The sequence below is a fragment of the Kitasatospora purpeofusca genome, from assembly GCF_036010405.1.
Lineage (GTDB): Bacteria > Actinomycetota > Actinomycetes > Streptomycetales > Streptomycetaceae > Kitasatospora > Kitasatospora purpeofusca.
The window spans coordinates 1970509-1987577 of sequence record NZ_CP108561.1; the positions used below are offsets into that span (position 1 = coordinate 1970509).

Here is a 17069-nt window from a genome sequence, read left to right on the forward strand (position 1 = left end):
TGATCAAGGCGCCGCCGTCACGGGGAGGACTCGAACACTGTCCGGACCGGCGCGGACTCCGCCGTAGGGTTGACGTTGTGGCTTCTTCCGAGACTTCCGCCGCCCCGGTAATGGGGCCCGTCGCCCGGCCCGCCGTGCGGCCCGTCGTCGGTCGGCCCGTCGTGCGGCCCGTCGCCCGGCCGGTGGCGCGGCCGTCGGCGCGGGCCGACGCGCCGGCCGACGCGCTGGCCGCCCTCGCCGCCGAGCTGCGGGCGCTGCCGCCGTCCTGCGGTCCGGTGCGGCTGGTCGCGGTGGACGGCCACGCCGGCTCGGGCAAGACGACCTTCGCCGCCCGGCTGGCGGCCGCGCTCGGCGGCGCCCCGGTGGTGCACCTGGACGACCTGGCGACGCACGCCGAGCCGTTCGGCTGGACCGGGCGGCTGCGCGGCCAGGTACTGGAGCCGCTGGCGGCGGGCCGGGACGCGGAGTACGAGGTGTACGACTGGACGCTGCGCCGGTTCGCCGGGACGGCCCCGGTACCGCTCGCGCCGGTGGTCCTGGTCGAGGGGGTCGGCGCCGGGCGGCGCGCGGTGCGGCCCTCGCTGGCCCGGCTGGTGTGGATGGAGCTGGACGCGGCGGCGGCCAGGCGGCGGGGCGAGGAGCGGGACGGTCCGGCGCTGGCGCAGTTCTGGGCCGGCTGGGCGCTCGCCGAATCGGCACATTTCGCCGCGGACCCGAGCCGCCCGCACGCCGGCACCCTGGTCGACGGGGTGACCGGGCGGATCGCGCCGGGCACCGTCGGTGAACCTTCAAATATGGCCTTGACCTGCGACATCGTCAGCAAATAGGTTCTCCCTCGTTCGCGGAATTGTTGATTCCGCAACTTCGGACCCGGCATCCCCGGCTTGTTCCCCCGTGAGCCGGGGGTGCCGTCCGACTCCACCGCCCCGGGGCCGGCCACCCCTCAACGGCCGTCCGCCCGATCGCTTTTGACATCGTGCGGCACCCTTCCGGATCAGCGCCGCGCCGGTACGATTCCAGGCAGGCGCATATGCGCCCCGTGGGCAGACGACCACCGGCGGGTCCGCACACCGCCGCACCGGCCGGGCCCCGAGCCACATCGCGGGGGGCGTTCAGTGGAGAGTTCCGACAGCAACACCGCGGGCGGCCCGGCTCCGAACCGGCTCGCCGACCGCGCCTGGCTGCGTGCCATGGACGCCTACACGGCCGGGGCCTACACCCGGGCCGAGGAGGAGTTCCGCGCCGCCGTCCGGCTCGACCCCGGCATGGCCGACGCCTGGCTCGGCCTGCACGCGCTGCGCAGCGACACCTCCGGCGCGCTGCTCGCGATGCACCGCCACCAGAAACGGTTCGGCGAGCAGCGGCGGCGGCACGGACGCCCACTCAGTTCCTGGTACTGGCTGGGCTGGTGGGTGCAGCCGGTCCTGGAGACCGGCCGCGACCTCGCCCTCGCGCACGCCTCGCACTGGCTGGACGGGCGCCACCTCACCGAGCTGGACCACGCCCTGGAGCAGTGCCCGGCCCCCGCCGACGACCCCTCCGCGCGGTTCCTGCACGCCTGCCGCTCCTACCTCCTCAAGGACTGGGAGCAGCTGATCCGGGACACCGACCGGCTGCTCGACGACCCGCTGCTCGGCATCGAGGCCGGGCTGTTCGCCGGGATGGCCCGGGTCCGGCTGGACATGTGCGCGCAGGCCCAGCCGCCGCTCGCCGCCTCGCTCGCCCGCTGCCGCTCCGAGCAGCCGCAGCGCAAGGAGCTGCGCTACTGGCTGGCCCGCGCCTACGAGGGCGCCGGGCGCAGCGCGGCCGCGCTGCCGCTGTACCGGGCCGTGCACCGGGCCGACCCGGCGTTCATGGACACCGCCGCCCGGCTGGCGGCGATCTCGGCGGAGGACGGCCTCGCGGACGGCCTGCTGGACGGCGCCGGGATCGGCGGCCGGGACGCGGGGCGCGGGGCGGAGGACGACGCGATCGACGCGGCGCTGCTGGACGCGGCCGTGCTGGAGCAGGCCGGCTTCGACGCGCTCGGGGCCGGCTCGGAGTTCGGCACGGGCGCTGAGTTCGCGGCCGGTGCCGAGTTCGGGGCGGAGCAGGCGGAGTCGGAGCAGGCGACGGCCTTCGCGGGCGCCGAGCTGTCGGGCACGGAGCTGCCGCCGGGTGGCGAACTGCCGGGAGCCGAGTTGCCGGGTGGCGAGGCGCCGGGAGCCGGTGCGTTCGGCGGGCCGGGTGTCGGGGACCCGTTCGGGAGTCCGGTCCCGGGCGGCCCGGTCGGGGCCGACGGCGACGAGGCGGACGACGGCTACCCGGCCGTGCCGAGCTCGGCCGGGCCCGGCAGCGGCACCGGGAACCGGCCCGGCGGCGGAGCGGGCGCACCGCCCCCGCTGGCCGCCAACGGACGCTCCGGCTCGACCGCCCCGCAGCCCGCCGCGGCCTCCCCGGCCGCCCCCGCGACGGCACGCGGCGAGACCGCCCTGGCCCAGGTGGCGAGCACCAGTGCGATGTCCGAACCCGAGGCCCATCGGGCCGAGTTGGACGCCGCGCTGGCCGAACTCTCCCGGATGGTCGGCCTGGAGCCGGTCAAGCGGCAGGTGCGGGCGCTCTCCGCGCAGCTGCGGATGGCCCGGCTGCGCGCCGAACAGGGGCTGCCGGTCCAGCCGCCCAAGCGCCACTTCGTCTTCTCCGGCCCGTCCGGCACCGGCAAGACCACCGTCGCCCGGATCCTCGGCCGGGTCTTCCACGCCCTCGGCCTGCTCTCCGGGGACCACCTCGTGGAGGCCCAACGAGCGGACCTGGTGGGGGAGTTCCTCGGCCAGACGGCGGTGAAGGCGAACGAGCTGATCGACTCCGCGCTGGACGGTGTGCTCTTCATCGACGAGGCGTACAGCCTCTCCAACTCCGGTTACAGCAAGGGCGACGCGTACGGCGACGAGGCGCTGCAGGTCCTGCTCAAGCGGGCCGAGGACAACCGGGACCGGCTGGTGGTGATCCTGGCCGGCTACCCCGAGGGCATGAACCGGCTGCTGGCCACCAACCCCGGGCTCAACTCCCGCTTCACCACCCGGGTCGACTTCCCCAGCTACCGCCCCGGCGAGCTGACCGCGATCGGCGCGGCGCTCGCCGGGCAGGACGGCGACGGCTGGGACGAGGACGCGGCCGAGGAGCTGGCCTCGATCTGCACCCATGTGGTCCGCGAGGGCTGGATCGACGAGCTCGGCAACGGCCGCTTCATCCGCACCCTGTACGAGAAGTCCTGCGCCTACCGGGACCTTCGGCTCACCCTGCTGCGCGAGCCGCCCGGCCGGGAGGACCTCGCCACGCTGCGGCTGCCGGACCTGGTGCAGGCGTACGGCGAGCTGATCGACGGCCGGGGCTGAGGCCGGGGCGGTCCGGGCCCGGTCCCCTTGGGCCCGGCCCCCGCAGCCCCGGCACCTGAGCCCCGGCACCGGCGTCAGCCGGCCAGCGCCGCGGCCTCCAGCTCCGGGTCCAGGCCGACGGCCGGCCGGTCCGGACGCCGCGGCGCGACGCCGCCGATCGACCGCAGCCACTCCCAGGTGTCGGCGACCGTCTCCGCCGCCGGCCGGCAGCGGAGCCCGGCGGCCAGCGCCTTGCCCACGTCCGCGCCGTGCACGGCGTCGTACAGCTCGCCCGGCGGCACCCAGAACGGCAGCTGGACCCAGGGCGCGATACCGGCCGCGGCGATCGCCTCCGGCGTCGTCCAGCGCAGCTCGGGCTCGGCGCCGGTGGCCTTCGCGCAGGCCTCCAGCAGCTCGCCCATGGTGCTGTGCCCACGCGGGCCGACCAGGTCGTAGGGGCCGCCGAGGCCGGCCGCGACCGCGTCCAGGGTCCAGGTCGCGAGGTCGCGGACGTCGATGAACTGCACCGAGAGGTCGCGCGGGCCGGGGGCGAGCACGGTGCCGCCGCGGGCGATCCGGTCGAGCCACCAGGGCAGTCGGCCGATGTTCTCGTACGGTCCGACGATCAGCCCGGCCCGGACCAGCAGCGCCCGGTCGCCGAAGGCGTCCAGCGCGGCCAGCTCCCCGCCGCGCTTGGACTCCGCGTAGGGCATCTCTCCGTCGTCCGGCGAGCCCTCGACCAGCGGCGCGCTCTCGTCCGCGCCGGCCGGCGTCGGGTACGCGTACACCGACCGGCTGGAGACGTACGCGTAGCGGCCGACCCGGCCGGCCAGCAGGCGGGCGCTGTCGCGCACCACCGACGGGGCGGCGGACCAGGTGTCCACCACCGCGTCCCACTCCCCCTCGGCCAGGGCCGCGAGCCCGCCCTCGGCCGTGCGGTCCCCGTGCAGCACCCGGGCCCCCTCCGGCGCAGCGTGCGTGCCCCGGTGGAAGACCGTCACCTCCCAGCCCCGCTCCAGGGCCGCCTCCGCGACGGCCCGCCCCACGAATTCCGTCCCACCCAGCAGGAGAAGTCTCATGCCCACCACCCTGCCCGGGGACGGTCCGCAGCGGAACAGTCGCACGCTCAGAGCGGAATCGCCGAGAGCGAAGCGGCCCCGGGAACCCCGGGCGGAACCGGGGTTCCCGGGGCCTCCCGGGGTGCGTGCGGGGCCGAGCGGCCCGGGCGGCCTACGCGGCCGAGCGGTGGTCCGGGTCGTGCACCTCGCCGACCAGCTCCTCCAGCACGTCCTCCAGCATCACCACACCGAGCGTCCGCCCGTCCTGGTCGAGGACGGCCGCGAGGTGGCAGGTGGCCCGGCGCATCGCGCCGAGCGCGTCGTCCAGCGGCAGGGTGCCGCGGAGCACGGTGATCGGCCGCCACAGCCGGGCCGGGACGGGCACCGACGGGTCGTCGACGTCCAGGATGTCCTTGAGGTGCAGGTACCCCAGGTAGCCGTGGCCGGCCGGGTCGCCGTCGGTGACCGGGAAGCGCGAGAAGCCGGTGCGCAGCGCCAGCTCCTCGACCTGGGCGGCGGTCACCTTGGTGTCCACGGTGACCAGCTGCTCGGGGGTGAGCAGGACCTCGGTCAGCGGGCGACGGCCCAGTCCGAGGGCGTCCTCCAGCCGCTCCTGGCGGTCCTTGGCCAGCAGTCCGGCGTCACCGGAGTCGGCGAGCAGGTAGATCAGCTGCTCGGTGGTGAAGACCGACTCGACCTCGTCCTTGCCCTCGACCTTGAACAGCCTGAGCACGCCGTTGGCGAAGGCGTTGAGGAAGGCGATCACCGGGGCCAGCCAGCGGGCCAGCCGGTCCAGCGGCGGGCCGAGCCAGAGCGCGGCCTTCTCGGGGCCGGCCAGCGCCATGTTCTTGGGCACCATCTCGCCCATGACCATGTGCAGGTAGACCACCACGGCCAGCGCGATCCCGTAGGAGAGCGGGTGCATCAGGCCGGCCGGGACGCCGAGCGCGTGGAACGGCCCCTCCAGCAGGTGGGCGATGGTCGGCTCGGCGAGCGCGCCCAGGCCCAGTGAGCAGACGGTGATGCCGAGTTGGGCGGCGGCGAGCATCGCGGAGACGTTGGACAGCGCGTGCAGCACGGTGCGGGCGCGCTTGTTGCCCGCCTCGGCGAGCGGTTCGATCTGGCTGCGTCGGACCGAGACCACGGCGAACTCGGCGCCGACGAAGAAGGCGTTGCCGAGCAGCAGTACGAGGGCGACGGCGAGTTGGAGCGCGGTCATCGGGTCCGGTCCTCGTCCTCGGCGCCGCGCGGGCCGTCGTGCCCGGAGGTGCGTTCGACCCGGACCCGGCTGGTCCGGTGGCGGTCCACGGCCTCGACGGTGAACCGCCAGCCGGTCAGTTCGGCCCGGTCGCCGGGGGCGGGCAGCCGGCCGAGCAGGTCGGTGACGAGTCCGGCCAGCGTCTCGTAGGGGCCGTCCGGGGCGTGCAGGCCGATGGCCTCCAGCTGGTCGAGCCGGGCCCGGCCGTCGGCCGCCCAGACGGGCTGCCCGTCGACCGGCGGCAGCGGCAGCAGTTCGGGGCCGTCGGCGGGGTCGTGCTCGTCCTGCACCTCGCCGACGATCTCCTCGACGATGTCCTCGACGGTGACCACGCCGGCGGTGCCGCCGTACTCGTCGACCACGATGGCCATCGGCTGGAGGCGGCGCAGCTGGTCGAGCAGCCGCTCGGCGGGGAGGCTCTCGGGGACCAGCAGCGGCGGGACGGCGAGGTCGCCGACCCGGACGGTGCCGCGCCGGGCGGCGGGGACGGCGAGCGCGTCCTTGAGGGTGACGGTTCCGGTGACCTCGTCCAGGGTGTCGGTGTACACCGGGAAGCGGGACAGGCCGGTGGCCCGGGTGAGGTTGAGGACGTCGGCGGCGCTGGCGTCCCGCTGGAGCGCGGAGACGTCGACGCGGGGGGTCATCACGGACTCGGCGGTGAGGTCGCCGAGGCCGAGGGTCCGCACGAACAGGGTGGCCGACTCCTCGTCTATGGCGCCGGCCCGGGCGGAGTGCCGGGCGAGCGAGACCAGTTCGGCGGGGGTGCGGGCGTGGTCCAGCTCCTCCTGCGGCTCGATGCCGAAGGCGCGCACGGTGCGGTCGGCCGAGCCGTTGAGGACCCGGATCAGCGGGCGGCAGGCGCGGGAGAACGCCATGTGCGGGGCGGCGACCGCGCGGGCCACCTGGAGCGGGCGGGAGATCGCCCAGTTCTTCGGGACCAGTTCGCCGATCACCATCTGGACCACGGTGGCGAGCAGCATGCCGAGGACCACGGAGACACCGCGGGAGGCTCCGTCGGAGAGGCCGACGGCGCCGAACAGGGGCTTCAGCAGGGTCGACAGCGCGGGTTCGGCGAGCATGCCGACGACCAGCGAGGTGACGGTGATGCCCAGCTGGGCGCCGGAGAGTTCGAAGGAGAGGTGGCGCAGGGCCCGGGAGACCCGGCCGGCCTTGGCGTCCCCGGTGGCGGTGGCGCGCTCGACGGCGCCGCGCTCCACGGTCACGAAGGCGAACTCGGCGGCCACGAAGAGGCCGTTGGCGAGGATGAGCAGGAGGGCTGCGAGAAGCAGCAGCCAGGCCGTGATCACAGTGCCGCCTGCCGTCCGTCGGTCGGAGGGTGGGCGGCGCAGGTACTACCGGACGGATCGTCCATGGACGGGGAGTGTCACTCCTCAGGTCGATTTCGGGCAGGGCAATGCCTTTGCCCCGCTTTTGCCAGCGTAGACCATACCCGTGCGACCGTCGGATCCACGTTCGGGCGCGGCCGGGCGTCGGATTCCGGTCATCGGGCGCCGGTCACCGGGCCTCCGCCGGAGGGTGTCGGCCGGTGCGTGTCGGCCGGTGGCCGGTCAGCCGCCGTGGCGCGCGACCAGGTCGCGCAGGGCGCGGGCGTCCGCGATCGCCTGGTTCCGGCCCACGCCGGGCTGGATGCCGACGGCGGCCAGCGAGGTGCCGTCGGCGAGGTCGAGGGAGGCCCACGGGTCGCCCTGGCGGAAGTTCACGCCGACGATCTCCGCCCAGGCCAGCCGGCGCCGGCGGACGAAGTTGACCACGGTCACGCCCTCGGCGTCGGCGCTGACCCTCGGCCGCGCCAGCATCAGGCCGACGGAGGCGAAGAGCACTCCGCTGAGCAGCATCATGATCCGGTCGTTGAGCTGCCAGTTGGCCGGGAGGGCGACCGCGATCACGGCGAACAGCACGACCAGCACGACGCAGACCGGCAGCAGCACGGCGCGGGTGCGGCGCGGGGCCCAGGTGACGGGGAACTCGGCGGGGGTGGACACGAGGGGCTCCGGGGTGGTTCGAGGGGTGGGGCGGCCGGACGGTGAACTCGGGTGGGCCGACGGAAACGGGGTGGGGCGCCGACGGCGGCCCCACCCCATTCAACCGGTGCTTATGCCGGCGCCGCTCAGAGGCGGCAGGCGTGGATGTTGGTGACCAGGATCGCCCGGGCGCCGATGGCCCACAGATCGTCCATGATCTGCTGGGCCTCCTTGCGGAGAACCATGGAGCGGACGGCCACCCAGCCCTCGGTGTGCAGCGGGGAGACGGTCGGCGACTCCAGGCCCGGGGTCAGGGCGACGGCGGCGCCGACCTGCTCGGCGCGGATGTCGTAGTCCATCAGCACGTAGCGGCGGGCCACCAGCACGCCCTGCAGCCGGCGCAGGAACTGGTCGACGCGCGGGTCCTCGCCCGCGCCCTTGGGGCGGATCACCACGGAGTCGGAGATCAGGATCGGCTCGCCGAAGACCTCCAGGCCGGCGTTGCGCAGGCTGGTGCCGGTCTCCACCACGTCGGCGATCACATCGGCGACGCCCAGCTGCACCGCGGTCTCCACCGCGCCGTCCAGCTTGGTGACGGTGGCCTTCACCCCGCGGTCGGCCAGGTGCTGCTCGACCAGGCCGGTGTAGGAGGTGGCGATCCGCAGGCCCTCCAGGTCCGCGACGTCCTCGACCGCCGCACCGACCGGGCGGGCGAAGCGGAAGGTCGAGCCGGCGAAGCCGAGCGCGAGCACCTCCTCGGCGTTGGAGTGCGAGTCCAGCAGCAGGTCGCGGCCGGTGATGCCGACGTCCAGACGGCCGGAGCCGACGTAGACGGCGATGTCGCGCGGGCGCAGGAAGAAGAACTCGACCTGGTTGCCCGGGTCGACCAGCACCAGTTCCTTGGAGTCCTTGCGCTGCCGGTAGCCGGCCTCATGGAGCATCTCCGCCGCGGGACCCGAGAGCGAACCCTTGTTGGGCACGGCGATGCGCAGCATGGAGGTCAGTTCCTTACCTGTTCGGTGTGGATGGGTTTCCCGGCGGCCGGGGCGGACCGGAGGTCCGGCGGTGCAGAGGTGCTTGTGGGTCCGGACGTGCTTGTAGGTCTAGAGGTACTTGTAGACGTCGTCGAGCGTCAGCCCGCGGGCGACCATCATCACCTGAAGGTGGTAGAGGAGCTGCGAGATCTCCTCGGCGGTCTGCTCGTCGGACTGGAACTCGGCGGCCATCCAGACCTCGGCGGCCTCCTCGACGACCTTCTTGCCGATCGCATGGACGCCCTGCTGGACGAGCTGCGCGGTGCGGGAGGACGAGGGGTCGCCGGTGGCGGCCTTCTGCTGGAGCTCGGTGAAGAGCTCCTCGAATGTCTTCGAAGCCATGATGGGACTCACCATACGGCGTGCGGGCGGACCGGCGGTAAACGGTTCCGGACCGTGGACAGTCCGGTGGACGTCCACGGTCCGGGGCCCTGCTCCGGCTCGTCCGCTCAGAGGGCGCGCAGGGCGAGGGCGGTCGCGACGGCCGCGGTGACCGCCTCGTGGCCCTTGTCCTCGGTGGAGCCGGGCAGGCCCGCGCGGTCCACCGCCTGCTGCTCGTTGTCGCAGGTCAGCACGCCGAAGCCGACCGGGACGCCGGTGTCCACGGAGACCTGGGTGAGGCCCGCGGTGGCGGCCTGGCAGACGTAGTCGAAGTGCGGGGTGCCGCCGCGGACGACCACGCCGAGGGCGATCACGGCGTCGTAGCCCCGGTCGGCGAGGCGCTTGGCGGCCACCGGCAGCTCGAAGGTGCCGGGGACGCGCAGGACGGTCGGCTCGGCGACGCCCAGCTCCTTGAGGGCGCGGTGGGCGCCGTCGAGCAGGCCGTTCATCACCTTCTCGTGCCACTGGGCGGCGATCACGGCGACCTTGAGGTCGGCGGCGTTGTCGATGGTCAGCTCGGGGGCTCCGTGGCCGCTCATGTGCGGTGCCTTTCGGTGGTTCGGGTTGCTGGTCGAGGCTTGCGGATTGCGGATCAGTACGGGAAGGACGTGCGGGTGCGGCCGGGTCAGCCGTCGAGGCCGGGCAGCTCGTGGCCCATCCGGTCGCGCTTGGTCCGCAGGTAGCGGGCGTTGTGCTCGCCGGCCGGGATCTCCACCGGCTCGCGGCCCTTGACCTTGAGGCCGTGCTCGGTGAGCGCGGTGAGCTTGTCCGGGTTGTTGGTCAGCAGCGTGAGCGAGCGGACGCCGAGGTCGCCGAGCATCTGGGCGCCGATGCTGTAGTCCCGGGCGTCCGCGGGCAGGCCCAGGTCGAGGTTGGCGTCGACGGTGTCCCGGCCGCGCTCCTGGAGCTCGTAGGCGCGCAGCTTGTGCGCCAGGCCGATGCCCCGGCCCTCGTGGCCGCGCAGGTAGAGCACCACGCCCCGGCCGGTCTCGGCGACCCGGCGCAGCGAGGACTGGAGCTGGGGGCCGCAGTCGCAGCGCAGCGAGCCGAGCACGTCGCCGGTCAGGCACTCGGAGTGGACCCGGACCAGGACGTCCTCGCCGTCGGGGAGCCGGCCGTCCTCGGCCAGGCCGCCGGCGACCAGCGCGATGTGCTCGACACCGTCGAGGGTGCCCCGGTAGCCGACGGCGGTGAACTCGCCGTACGCGGTCGGCAGGGAGGTGACGGCGGCCCGGTCGACGTGCAGCTCGGTGCGGCGGCGGTAGGCGATGAGGTCCTCGATCGAGATGATCGCCAGGTTGTGCTCGCGGGCGAAGGCCACCAGTTCGGGCAGCCGGGCCATGGTGCCGTCGTCGTTGACCACCTCGGCGATCGCGCCGGCCGGCGGCAGGCCCGCCAGCCGGGCCAGGTCGACCGCGGCCTCGGTGTGGCCGGGGCGGACCAGCACGCCGCCCTCGACGGCGCGCAGCGGGAAGACGTGCCCCGGGCGGGCGAGGTCGCCGGGGCCGGTGCCGGGCGAGGCGAGCAGGCGCACGGTGCGGGCCCGGTCGGCGGCCGAGATGCCGGTGTCGACGCCGTCCCTGGCGTCGACCGAGACGGCGTAGGCGGTGCCCTTGCGGTCCTCGTTGACCTGGGTCATCGGCGGGAGCTTGAGCCGGTCCAGCTCGGCGCCGGTCATCGGGGCGCAGATCACGCCGGAGCTGTAGCGGACGGTGAAGGCCATCAGCTCGGGGGTGGCGGCGGAGGCGGCGAAGACGATGTCGCCCTCGTTCTCGCGGTCCTCGTCGTCGACGACGATCACGGCGCGGCCGAGCGCGATGTCGGCGACGGCCCGCTCGACCGGGTCGAGGACGAACTCGCCGACGGGGTCCCCGGCCGGGGTCGCGGTGGGGTTCTCTGCCGGACGCGTGGTGGGGTTCTCGGTCATGCGGAGGCTCCCTGGAGGGCGGGGTCGGTCACGGGGTGTGCGGTGCGGCCGCGGAGCCACCAGGCGCGCAGGCCGAGCAGGACCAGGACGAAGTACACGGAGTAGGCGAAGCCGGAGAAGACCAGGCCGTTGTTGAAGGCGAGCGGCACGCCGACCAGGTCGACGGCGATCCAGGCGAACCAGAACTCGACCCAGCCGCGGGCCTGGGCGACCATCGCGGCCAGCGTGCCGACGAAGATGTAGGCGTCCGGCCAGGCGTCCCAGGACAGTTGCGGGACGGCGGTGAAGAGCGTGCCGACCGCCAGGGTGCCGAGCGCGGTGCCGCCGATCAGCACGGCGCGCTCGCGGCCGGTGGCGAAGCGCACGGCGACGTCGCCCTCGCCCCGCGCGCCGCGCTGCCACCTGGTCCAGCCCCACACGGCGGCCACGACCACCACGATCTGCTTGCCGACGCCGCCGCTGAGGTGGGCGCTCCAGTAGGCGCCGACCAGGACCAGGCCGGAGAGCAGTTGGACCGGCCAGGTCAGCCGGGACCGCTGCCAGCCGAGGGCGAGCGCGGCGAGGCCGAGCAGGTTGCCGATGATGTCGGAGCGGTAGACGTCCTGGCCGAGCAGGTGGACGGTGCCGTTGAGCCAGTTCACCGTTCCTCCCCCGGAGTGCCGTCCGTCGCGGGCAGGGGCGGGAGGGTGCGGGCCTCCAGCAGCCGTTCGACGTACTTGGCGAGGACATCGACCTCCAGGTTGACGCTCTCGCCGACGGCCCTGGTGCCGAGGGTGGTCAGCGCGAGGGTGGCCGGGATGAGGCTGACGGTGAAGCTGTCGCGGGCGGCCTCGACCACGGTGAGGCTGACGCCGTCGACGGTGATCGAGCCCTTCTCGACCAGGTAGCGCGAGACGGAGTCGGGCAGCGAGAACCGCAGTACCTCCCAGCGGAGTTCGCCGGCCGCGTCGCGCTCCCCGGGTTCGCGGCCCAACAGCCGCCCGGTGGCGTCGACATGACCCTGCACCAGATGTCCGCCGAGCCGGGCGCCGAGCGCCATGGCGCGCTCCAGGTTGACCCGTCCGCCGGGCTTCAACTCGCCCAGGCTGGAACGGCGGAGGGTCTCGGCCATCACATCGGCGCTGAACTCGCCGGTACCGGCAGCGAGTTGCTCGGGGGTGTCGACGACGGTCAGGCAGACGCCGTTGACCGCGATGGAGTCGCCGTGCCGCGCGCCCTCGCAGACCACCGGGCCGCGCAGACGGATCCGCGAGGATTCGCCGATCTCCTCGATCGACACGACCTCGCCGAGCTCTTCGATGATGCCGGTGAACACCCGGGTTCTCCTCGCGCTTGGGGCGCGGACTCCGGGGTGTGGCACGGGAGAAGGACGCGGACAGATGTGGGCGCGGGGGTACGCGGACCGCCGGACGGCAACGGGACCCGTCGCCGGGCTGCCGCCGAACCGGGCGCCGGAACGAGGGGGAACCCCGTCCGTCGCCGCACACCGCCTCCCGAGGTCCACCGGGGGACCGCGGGCCCTGCTCACTCGTCCGCCGCGCACGCCTCCCATCCGGACTTTAACCGTCGGTCCAGGAATTTCACCTGGTCAACCGTCCGCTGGCTGCGGACGGGTCGCGGACTGTAACCGCCGGTTCGGATTTTCACCGACCCCGGAGTGCGCTGAACGTCACTGCTGATTCTGCCGTCATTCTGCCATGATCCGCGCGGAGCCCGGGAGAGGTGTCCACTGTGGTCTCTTTCACTCGGTGCCGGGGAATGGACGGCGCGGGGCCGCCGATCGGGGAATGCGATGCCTTTCCGAAGGTGCCCGAAGGTGTCCGAGGGCGTCCGGTGGCGGCCCGGGGTGCGTCGGGCGCAGGCTGGTGGTACCGGGGCGGTGGCACGCGCCGTCGCGGGCGACCGCAGGAGGTGCGGGAGCTATGGCCAAGTTCATGGACGTCCACCACGGGATGGCCGGCATCACCGAGGAGCAGTTGCGGATGGCGCACCAGGCGGACCTGGCGATCCAGGCCGAGGAGGGCGTGACCTTCGAGCAGGCCTGGGCCGATCCGGAGTCGGGCCACGTCTACTGCCTGTCCGAGGCACCGTCGAAGGAGGCCGTGCAGCGGATCCACGAACGCACCGGGCATCCGGCGGCCGAGGTGCACCCGGTCCCGCTGAACGTCTGATCGTCCCGGGGCCGGGCGGCGGGCGCCCGACGGATCAGGGCGCGGCGACCGGCGTGAAGTGGCTGACCTCCGGCGGGTGGGCCAGGTACCGCAGTTCGCCCTCCGACCAGACCGGCCGGATCCGCCACATCGGCCCCGCGTAGCCGAGCAGCGCCGCCTCGTCGCGCCAGCGGCTGACCACGAGCACCCGGTGCCCGTCCTCGGTGACGGAGCGCAACAGCTCGCCGCCGAGGCAGCCGTCGGTGCGCCCGAGTTGTGGGAGGACCTTGCTGATCAGTACCTCGCAGAACTCCTCGATGTGCCCGGCCATGACCTGCCCGGCCCAGATTCTGATGATCACGGCGACCACCTGCTCCGAAAGCGTCCTGGCCCCATTATCGACGCGAAAACGCTGGTGGCGAGGGGTTCGGGCGGGATTTCCCGACGGCGGACGGCCGCTCCGGCCCGGGCTCGGTTACGTTGATCGGTATGACCAGCACACCGGAGTCCGTTGTTCCGTCAACAGCCGGGCCGGATCGGCCCTCCGGCCTGTTCGAGGCGCTCGCCGCCACCGCCGTGCGTGACGCGGCCGGGCTGCGGGAGGTCTACGAGCAGCCCGGGGACCACGCGCGCCGCAAGCAGGTGGACCGCATCCACGAGGTCGCCCGGCAGTTGATCGCCTGCTCCTCGCTGGTCCTCCTGGCCAGCACGGACGCCGAGGGGCGCTGCGACGTGTCCCCGCGCGGCGGCCCGGCCGGACTCGTGTCGGTGCTCGACGAGTTCACCCTGGCGATCCCCGACGCGACCGGCAACAAGCGGCTGGACACCCTGCACAACATCGTCGGGACCGGCCGGATCGGGCTGCTCTTCGTCGTACCGGGCCGGGACACCACCCTGCGGGTCAACGGGCGGGCCTGCGTCTCCACCGATCCCCGGCTGCTGGAGCAGCTGACGGCGGTCGGCAAGCCGCCGCGCAGCGCGATCGTGGTCGCCGTGGAGGAGGTGTTCGCGCACTGCCCGAAGGCGTTCCTGCGCGCCTCGGCGTGGAAGCCGGGGAACTGGCTCGCCGGGGACGCCCAGCCGAGTTCGGCCGAGGTCACGCTCTCGCACCTTGCGGACCCCGCGCTGACGGTCGAGGCGATCGAGCAGAACGAGCGGGAGGCGCTGCTCTACCGCTACGAGTAACGGCGGGAACGGGGGCGGGAACGGGCCGGGAGCGGGATCGGGGGGCGGGATCGGGGGCGGGAACGACGGTGCGGGGCCGGCCGGGGCTCCCGTGCCGCCCCGGCCGGCCCCGCCCGGACCCGCCGGGGTCAGGCCGCGGCCCCGGACTTGGCGACGTCCACCACGCTCGCCCCGCTCGCCGCCCGCTGGACGGCCTCCACGCCCTTGTGGGCGGCGTCCTTGCTCGCGTAGCCCTGGCCGGTGGCGACGATCTCGCCGTTGCCCGCCTTGAGCCGGAACCGGAACTTGCCGCCGGCGTCCTCGTACACCTCGAACTTGCCCGCCATCCGGGCCACCTCCTCGTCGACGGGACGCGCCGCGCGCCCCACCTGCACGGTGCGCCCGGCCGCCGCCGCCCCGCACCCGCTCGGGGTCCGGACGGGTGACCCGGACGGGAGCGCGTGCCGGGGCGGCCCGGGGCCGGTTGAATGGACGGATGGACTGCGTCTTCTGCGCGGTGGTCGCCGGCACGGAGCCCGCGCACCGGGTGCTGGACGACGACGTGGCCGTGGCCCTCCTGGACCGCCGGCCGCTCTTCCCCGGCCATGTGCTGGTGGTCCCCCGCGACCACCACCCCACCCTCACGGACCTGCCGCCGGCGGCGGTGGGCCCGTTCTTCCTGCGGGTGCGGCGGGTGGCCGCGGCGGTGGAACTCGGGCTGGGGGCGGCAGGGACCTTCGTCGCGGCGAACAACCGGGTCAGCCAGTCGGTGCCGCACCTGCACGTCCATGTGGTGCCGCGCAACCCGAAGGACGGGCTGCGCGGCTTCTTCTGGCCGCGCCGGGCGTACACCGACGAGGCGGACGCGGCGCTGGTCGCCGAGCGGCTGCGCGCCGCGCTCGCCCCCTGAGCCCGGCCGGGGTGCCCGGACCGCCCGGCTTCAGCGGGCTTCCCCGGCGTCCGGCTTCAGCAGGCTGCCCGGGCGTCCGGGCGTCCGGGCGTCCGGCTCAGCCGACCCGGACGTTGTCGACCACCCAGTACCAGTTGTTGCTGCCGGTGTACCGGAAGCGCAGCCGCAGCCGGCTCGCGCCCGCCGGGACGGCCAGGTCCAGTCGCTGGCGGCCGTTGGTGTCGGCGGTGTAGCTCTTCACCTCGACCGGCGTGCCGCCGTCCCAGACCGCGAGCACCCGGGCGGTCTGGGCGCCCTCCGGCCGGTAGAAGGTGGTGAAGGCGACCGGGACGCTGCTCCGGCCCACCACCGGGTACTCGGGGCTGACCAGGGTGGAGTCGTAGTTCCCCTGGAAGGTCTTGTCGGCCCACTCGTCGGAGTCGGCGACGGCGAAGACGTTGCGGGAGCGGACGTTGAGCTCGCGGTTCTGGTCGCGCTGGGCCTTGGTCCAGAACTCGTCGGTGGTGAACGACCAGCCGCGCCACTCGGTGACGCCGCCGGTGCCCATCGCCGAGTTGTCGACGGACCAGCCGGCCGGCGCGGTGCGGGTGAAGCCGAGGACGCCGGCGGGGATGCCGGTCTCGTCGACCCGGCCGGTGAGCTGCGGGCGCAGCGCGTCGAAGTCGTCCGGGACGAGGGCCGGGACCGGGGTGCCGTCGAGGCCCCAGGCGGGGTCGGCGGCGATGCCGAGGTGGGCCAGGGCGGTGGGCGCGATGTCGACCATCCGCACGTCGTGGCGGACCGAACCGGCCGGGAACGCCGAGCCGTTGGCGATCAGGAAGGTCTGCCGCTCCTCCCAGGTGGAGCCGCCGTGGCCGCCGGTGGGGGTGTGGCCGTGGTCGGCGGTGACCATCACCAGCCAGTCCTCCTGGGCGTAGCCGGCCCGGCCGCGGACGGCGGTGAGGATCTGGCCGACCTGGGCGTCCACGCCCCGGATCGCGTCCAGGTAGGCCTGGCTGGCGGAGCCGCTGCTGTGGCCGGCGTGGTCGACGTTGTCGAGCTGGACGAAGACCGCGTCGGGGTTGCCGTCGCGCAGCCGGGCGACGGCGCGGGCGGTGGTACCGGTGTCGTACTCGGCGGACGGGGTGGCGACCCGGGTGTCGACCCGGCCGGAGTAGATGGTGTCGGCGATCGGCGCCCAGGACGCCACCACGTAGGTGGAGAGCGCCGGGTTCGCCGTCTCGACCCGGGTCAGGAAGTCGGGGTAGGCGGCGAAGGCGGGGGCGGTGAAGTTGTTGTCGCGGACGTTGTGCTTGTCCGGCCAGACGCCGGTGGCGATGGTGGACCAGCCGGGGCCGGAGGAGGTGCCGGCCATCGGGCTGGTGCAGAGGCTGCTGGCGGCGGTGAGGCCACCGGCCATCAGGGCGGCGAGGTTCGGGGCGCCGGAGTCCTTGATGCGGGTGAGCATGGTGCCGTCCAGGCCGATGACCAGGACCTTGGGGGTGCGGGCGGCGGCTCCGGCCGCGCGGGTCCCGGGGGCGGTGGCCGCGTGGGCGGCGGTGGCGGCGAGCGGGCCGGCGGCGAGTGCCGCGGCGGCGCCGAGGAACAGGCCGCGGCGGGACAGGCCGGGGGTGGCGGCGGGCCGGGCGGTGCGGCTCTGCGGGGTGGCGTGGGTCTGCTGCGCGGCGGGGATCCGGGGGTCCACGTCGTCCTCCTGATGCGTCGTCATGGCGCGGAACGGGGCGGTGACTACGGTCGGAGCAGCGGATGGCCGGGGGTCGCCGGATTTCCGACCCGGGTGTGAACAACGCCCGAATTCGGTCCAGACCCGTTATCTTTCTGTGATCAAGAACGGCCCGTGGAGGCGGTCGGG

Annotated in this window: 18 protein-coding genes and 1 riboswitch; of the genes, 5 read left to right on the plus strand and 13 right to left on the minus strand. The window is 74.2% G+C overall.

What is annotated here, in order from left to right; genetic code table 11:
* The first annotated feature begins 77 nt into the window (after window positions 1-77).
* Entirely contained in the window at window positions 78-827 is a 750-nt protein-coding gene (locus OG715_RS08495; RefSeq protein ID WP_266275885.1) for a uridine kinase family protein, read from the plus strand.
* A 288-nt stretch (window positions 828-1115) separates the two neighbouring features.
* Entirely contained in the window at window positions 1116-3374 is a 2259-nt protein-coding gene (locus OG715_RS08500) for an AAA family ATPase (RefSeq protein ID WP_407660956.1), read from the plus strand.
* A 74-nt stretch (window positions 3375-3448) separates the two neighbouring features.
* Here the strand turns inward: OG715_RS08500 and OG715_RS08505 are convergent, their stop codons facing one another.
* From OG715_RS08505 to OG715_RS08550, 10 genes are all read right to left on the minus strand, one after another.
* On the minus strand, window positions 3449-4432 hold the full coding sequence (locus OG715_RS08505; RefSeq protein ID WP_266275883.1) for an NAD-dependent epimerase/dehydratase family protein: 984 nt from the start codon (window positions 4430-4432) through the stop codon (window positions 3449-3451).
* A 151-nt stretch (window positions 4433-4583) separates the two neighbouring features.
* Window positions 4584-5630, minus strand: coding sequence for a hemolysin family protein (locus OG715_RS08510; RefSeq protein WP_266275881.1), 1047 nt, complete (start codon window positions 5628-5630; stop codon window positions 4584-4586).
* Window positions 5627-6976: a hemolysin family protein gene (locus tag OG715_RS08515; protein ID WP_266275879.1), complete on the minus strand. Its 1350-nt coding sequence runs from the start codon at window positions 6974-6976 to the stop codon at window positions 5627-5629. Before OG715_RS08515 ends, OG715_RS08510 begins: the two co-directional genes overlap by 4 nt.
* A gap of 261 nt (window positions 6977-7237) precedes the next feature.
* A complete protein-coding gene (locus OG715_RS08520) occupies window positions 7238-7672 on the minus strand; it encodes a PH domain-containing protein (RefSeq protein WP_266275877.1) in 435 nt (144 codons plus the stop codon).
* Window positions 7673-7797: 125 nt separating this feature from the next.
* The gene (hisG, locus tag OG715_RS08525) at window positions 7798-8646 is read right to left on the minus strand and encodes an ATP phosphoribosyltransferase (protein ID WP_266275875.1); all 849 of its coding nucleotides are present in this window, start codon (window positions 8644-8646) and stop codon (window positions 7798-7800) included.
* 108 nt (window positions 8647-8754) lie between these two features.
* A complete protein-coding gene (locus OG715_RS08530) occupies window positions 8755-9027 on the minus strand; it encodes a phosphoribosyl-ATP diphosphatase (RefSeq protein ID WP_030306151.1) in 273 nt (90 codons plus the stop codon).
* 107 nt (window positions 9028-9134) lie between these two features.
* A complete protein-coding gene (ribH, locus tag OG715_RS08535) occupies window positions 9135-9605 on the minus strand; it encodes a 6,7-dimethyl-8-ribityllumazine synthase (RefSeq protein ID WP_266275873.1) in 471 nt (156 codons plus the stop codon).
* Window positions 9606-9691: 86 nt separating this feature from the next.
* Complete coding sequence (locus OG715_RS08540) at window positions 9692-10993, minus strand: bifunctional 3,4-dihydroxy-2-butanone-4-phosphate synthase/GTP cyclohydrolase II (RefSeq protein ID WP_266275871.1); 1302 nt, start codon at window positions 10991-10993, stop codon at window positions 9692-9694.
* The gene (locus OG715_RS08545) at window positions 10990-11634 is read right to left on the minus strand and encodes a nicotinamide mononucleotide transporter family protein (protein WP_266275869.1); all 645 of its coding nucleotides are present in this window, start codon (window positions 11632-11634) and stop codon (window positions 10990-10992) included. The genes OG715_RS08540 and OG715_RS08545 overlap by 4 nt, the downstream gene beginning before the upstream one ends.
* Window positions 11631-12308 (minus strand): riboflavin synthase, encoded by a 678-nt coding sequence (locus OG715_RS08550; protein WP_266275867.1) that lies wholly within the window; start codon window positions 12306-12308, stop codon window positions 11631-11633. The genes OG715_RS08545 and OG715_RS08550 overlap by 4 nt, the downstream gene beginning before the upstream one ends.
* Window positions 12309-12529: 221 nt before the next feature.
* A riboswitch (FMN riboswitch) is annotated at window positions 12530-12657 on the minus strand.
* A gap of 258 nt (window positions 12658-12915) precedes the next feature.
* On the opposite strand from OG715_RS08550, the gene OG715_RS08555 reads away from it, so the two are divergent.
* Complete coding sequence (locus tag OG715_RS08555; protein ID WP_266275865.1) at window positions 12916-13164, plus strand: SCO4226 family nickel-binding protein; 249 nt, start codon at window positions 12916-12918, stop codon at window positions 13162-13164.
* Window positions 13165-13198: 34 nt separating this feature from the next.
* Here the strand turns inward: OG715_RS08555 and OG715_RS08560 are convergent, their stop codons facing one another.
* Window positions 13199-13504: an antibiotic biosynthesis monooxygenase family protein gene (locus OG715_RS08560; protein ID WP_266275863.1), complete on the minus strand. Its 306-nt coding sequence runs from the start codon at window positions 13502-13504 to the stop codon at window positions 13199-13201.
* A 128-nt stretch (window positions 13505-13632) separates the two neighbouring features.
* Between OG715_RS08560 and OG715_RS08565 the strand changes: the two genes are divergently transcribed.
* Complete coding sequence (locus OG715_RS08565; RefSeq protein ID WP_266275861.1) at window positions 13633-14328, plus strand: MSMEG_1061 family FMN-dependent PPOX-type flavoprotein; 696 nt, start codon at window positions 13633-13635, stop codon at window positions 14326-14328.
* Between the two features lie 128 nt (window positions 14329-14456).
* Here the strand turns inward: OG715_RS08565 and OG715_RS08570 are convergent, their stop codons facing one another.
* Window positions 14457-14654: a YegP family protein gene (locus OG715_RS08570; protein WP_266275859.1), complete on the minus strand. Its 198-nt coding sequence runs from the start codon at window positions 14652-14654 to the stop codon at window positions 14457-14459.
* Window positions 14655-14803: 149 nt separating this feature from the next.
* Here OG715_RS08570 and OG715_RS08575 point away from each other — a divergent pair, with 149 nt between their 5' ends.
* Window positions 14804-15217, plus strand: a complete 414-nt coding sequence (locus OG715_RS08575; protein WP_266275857.1) for an HIT family protein — start codon at window positions 14804-14806, stop codon at window positions 15215-15217.
* 97 nt (window positions 15218-15314) lie between these two features.
* On the opposite strand, the gene OG715_RS08580 is transcribed toward OG715_RS08575, so the two are convergent.
* Entirely contained in the window at window positions 15315-16925 is a 1611-nt protein-coding gene (locus OG715_RS08580; RefSeq protein WP_266275855.1) for an alkaline phosphatase family protein, read from the minus strand.
* Between the last annotated feature and the right edge of the window lie 144 nt (window positions 16926-17069).

Bases quoted from the DNA above. Each gene is read 5' to 3' on its own strand.
- OG715_RS08505 (WP_266275883.1), bottom strand. From the start codon at position 4,432: ATGAGACTTCTCCTGCTGGGTGGGACGGAATTCGTGGGGCGGGCCGTC.
- OG715_RS08510 (WP_266275881.1), bottom strand. From the start codon at position 5,630: ATGACCGCGCTCCAACTCGCCGTCGCCCTCGTACTGCTGCTCGGCAAC.
- hisG (WP_266275875.1), bottom strand. From the start codon at position 8,646: ATGCTGCGCATCGCCGTGCCCAACAAGGGTTCGCTCTCGGGTCCCGCG.
- OG715_RS08530 (WP_030306151.1), bottom strand. From the start codon at position 9,027: ATGGCTTCGAAGACATTCGAGGAGCTCTTCACCGAGCTCCAGCAGAAG.
- ribH (WP_266275873.1), bottom strand. From the start codon at position 9,605: ATGAGCGGCCACGGAGCCCCCGAGCTGACCATCGACAACGCCGCCGAC.
- OG715_RS08540 (WP_266275871.1), bottom strand. From the start codon at position 10,993: ATGACCGAGAACCCCACCACGCGTCCGGCAGAGAACCCCACCGCGACC.
- OG715_RS08555 (WP_266275865.1), top strand. From the start codon at position 12,916: ATGGCCAAGTTCATGGACGTCCACCACGGGATGGCCGGCATCACCGAG.
- OG715_RS08565 (WP_266275861.1), top strand. From the start codon at position 13,633: ATGACCAGCACACCGGAGTCCGTTGTTCCGTCAACAGCCGGGCCGGAT.
- OG715_RS08570 (WP_266275859.1), bottom strand. From the start codon at position 14,654: ATGGCGGGCAAGTTCGAGGTGTACGAGGACGCCGGCGGCAAGTTCCGG.
- OG715_RS08575 (WP_266275857.1), top strand. From the start codon at position 14,804: ATGGACTGCGTCTTCTGCGCGGTGGTCGCCGGCACGGAGCCCGCGCAC.
- OG715_RS08580 (WP_266275855.1), bottom strand. From the start codon at position 16,925: ATGACGACGCATCAGGAGGACGACGTGGACCCCCGGATCCCCGCCGCG.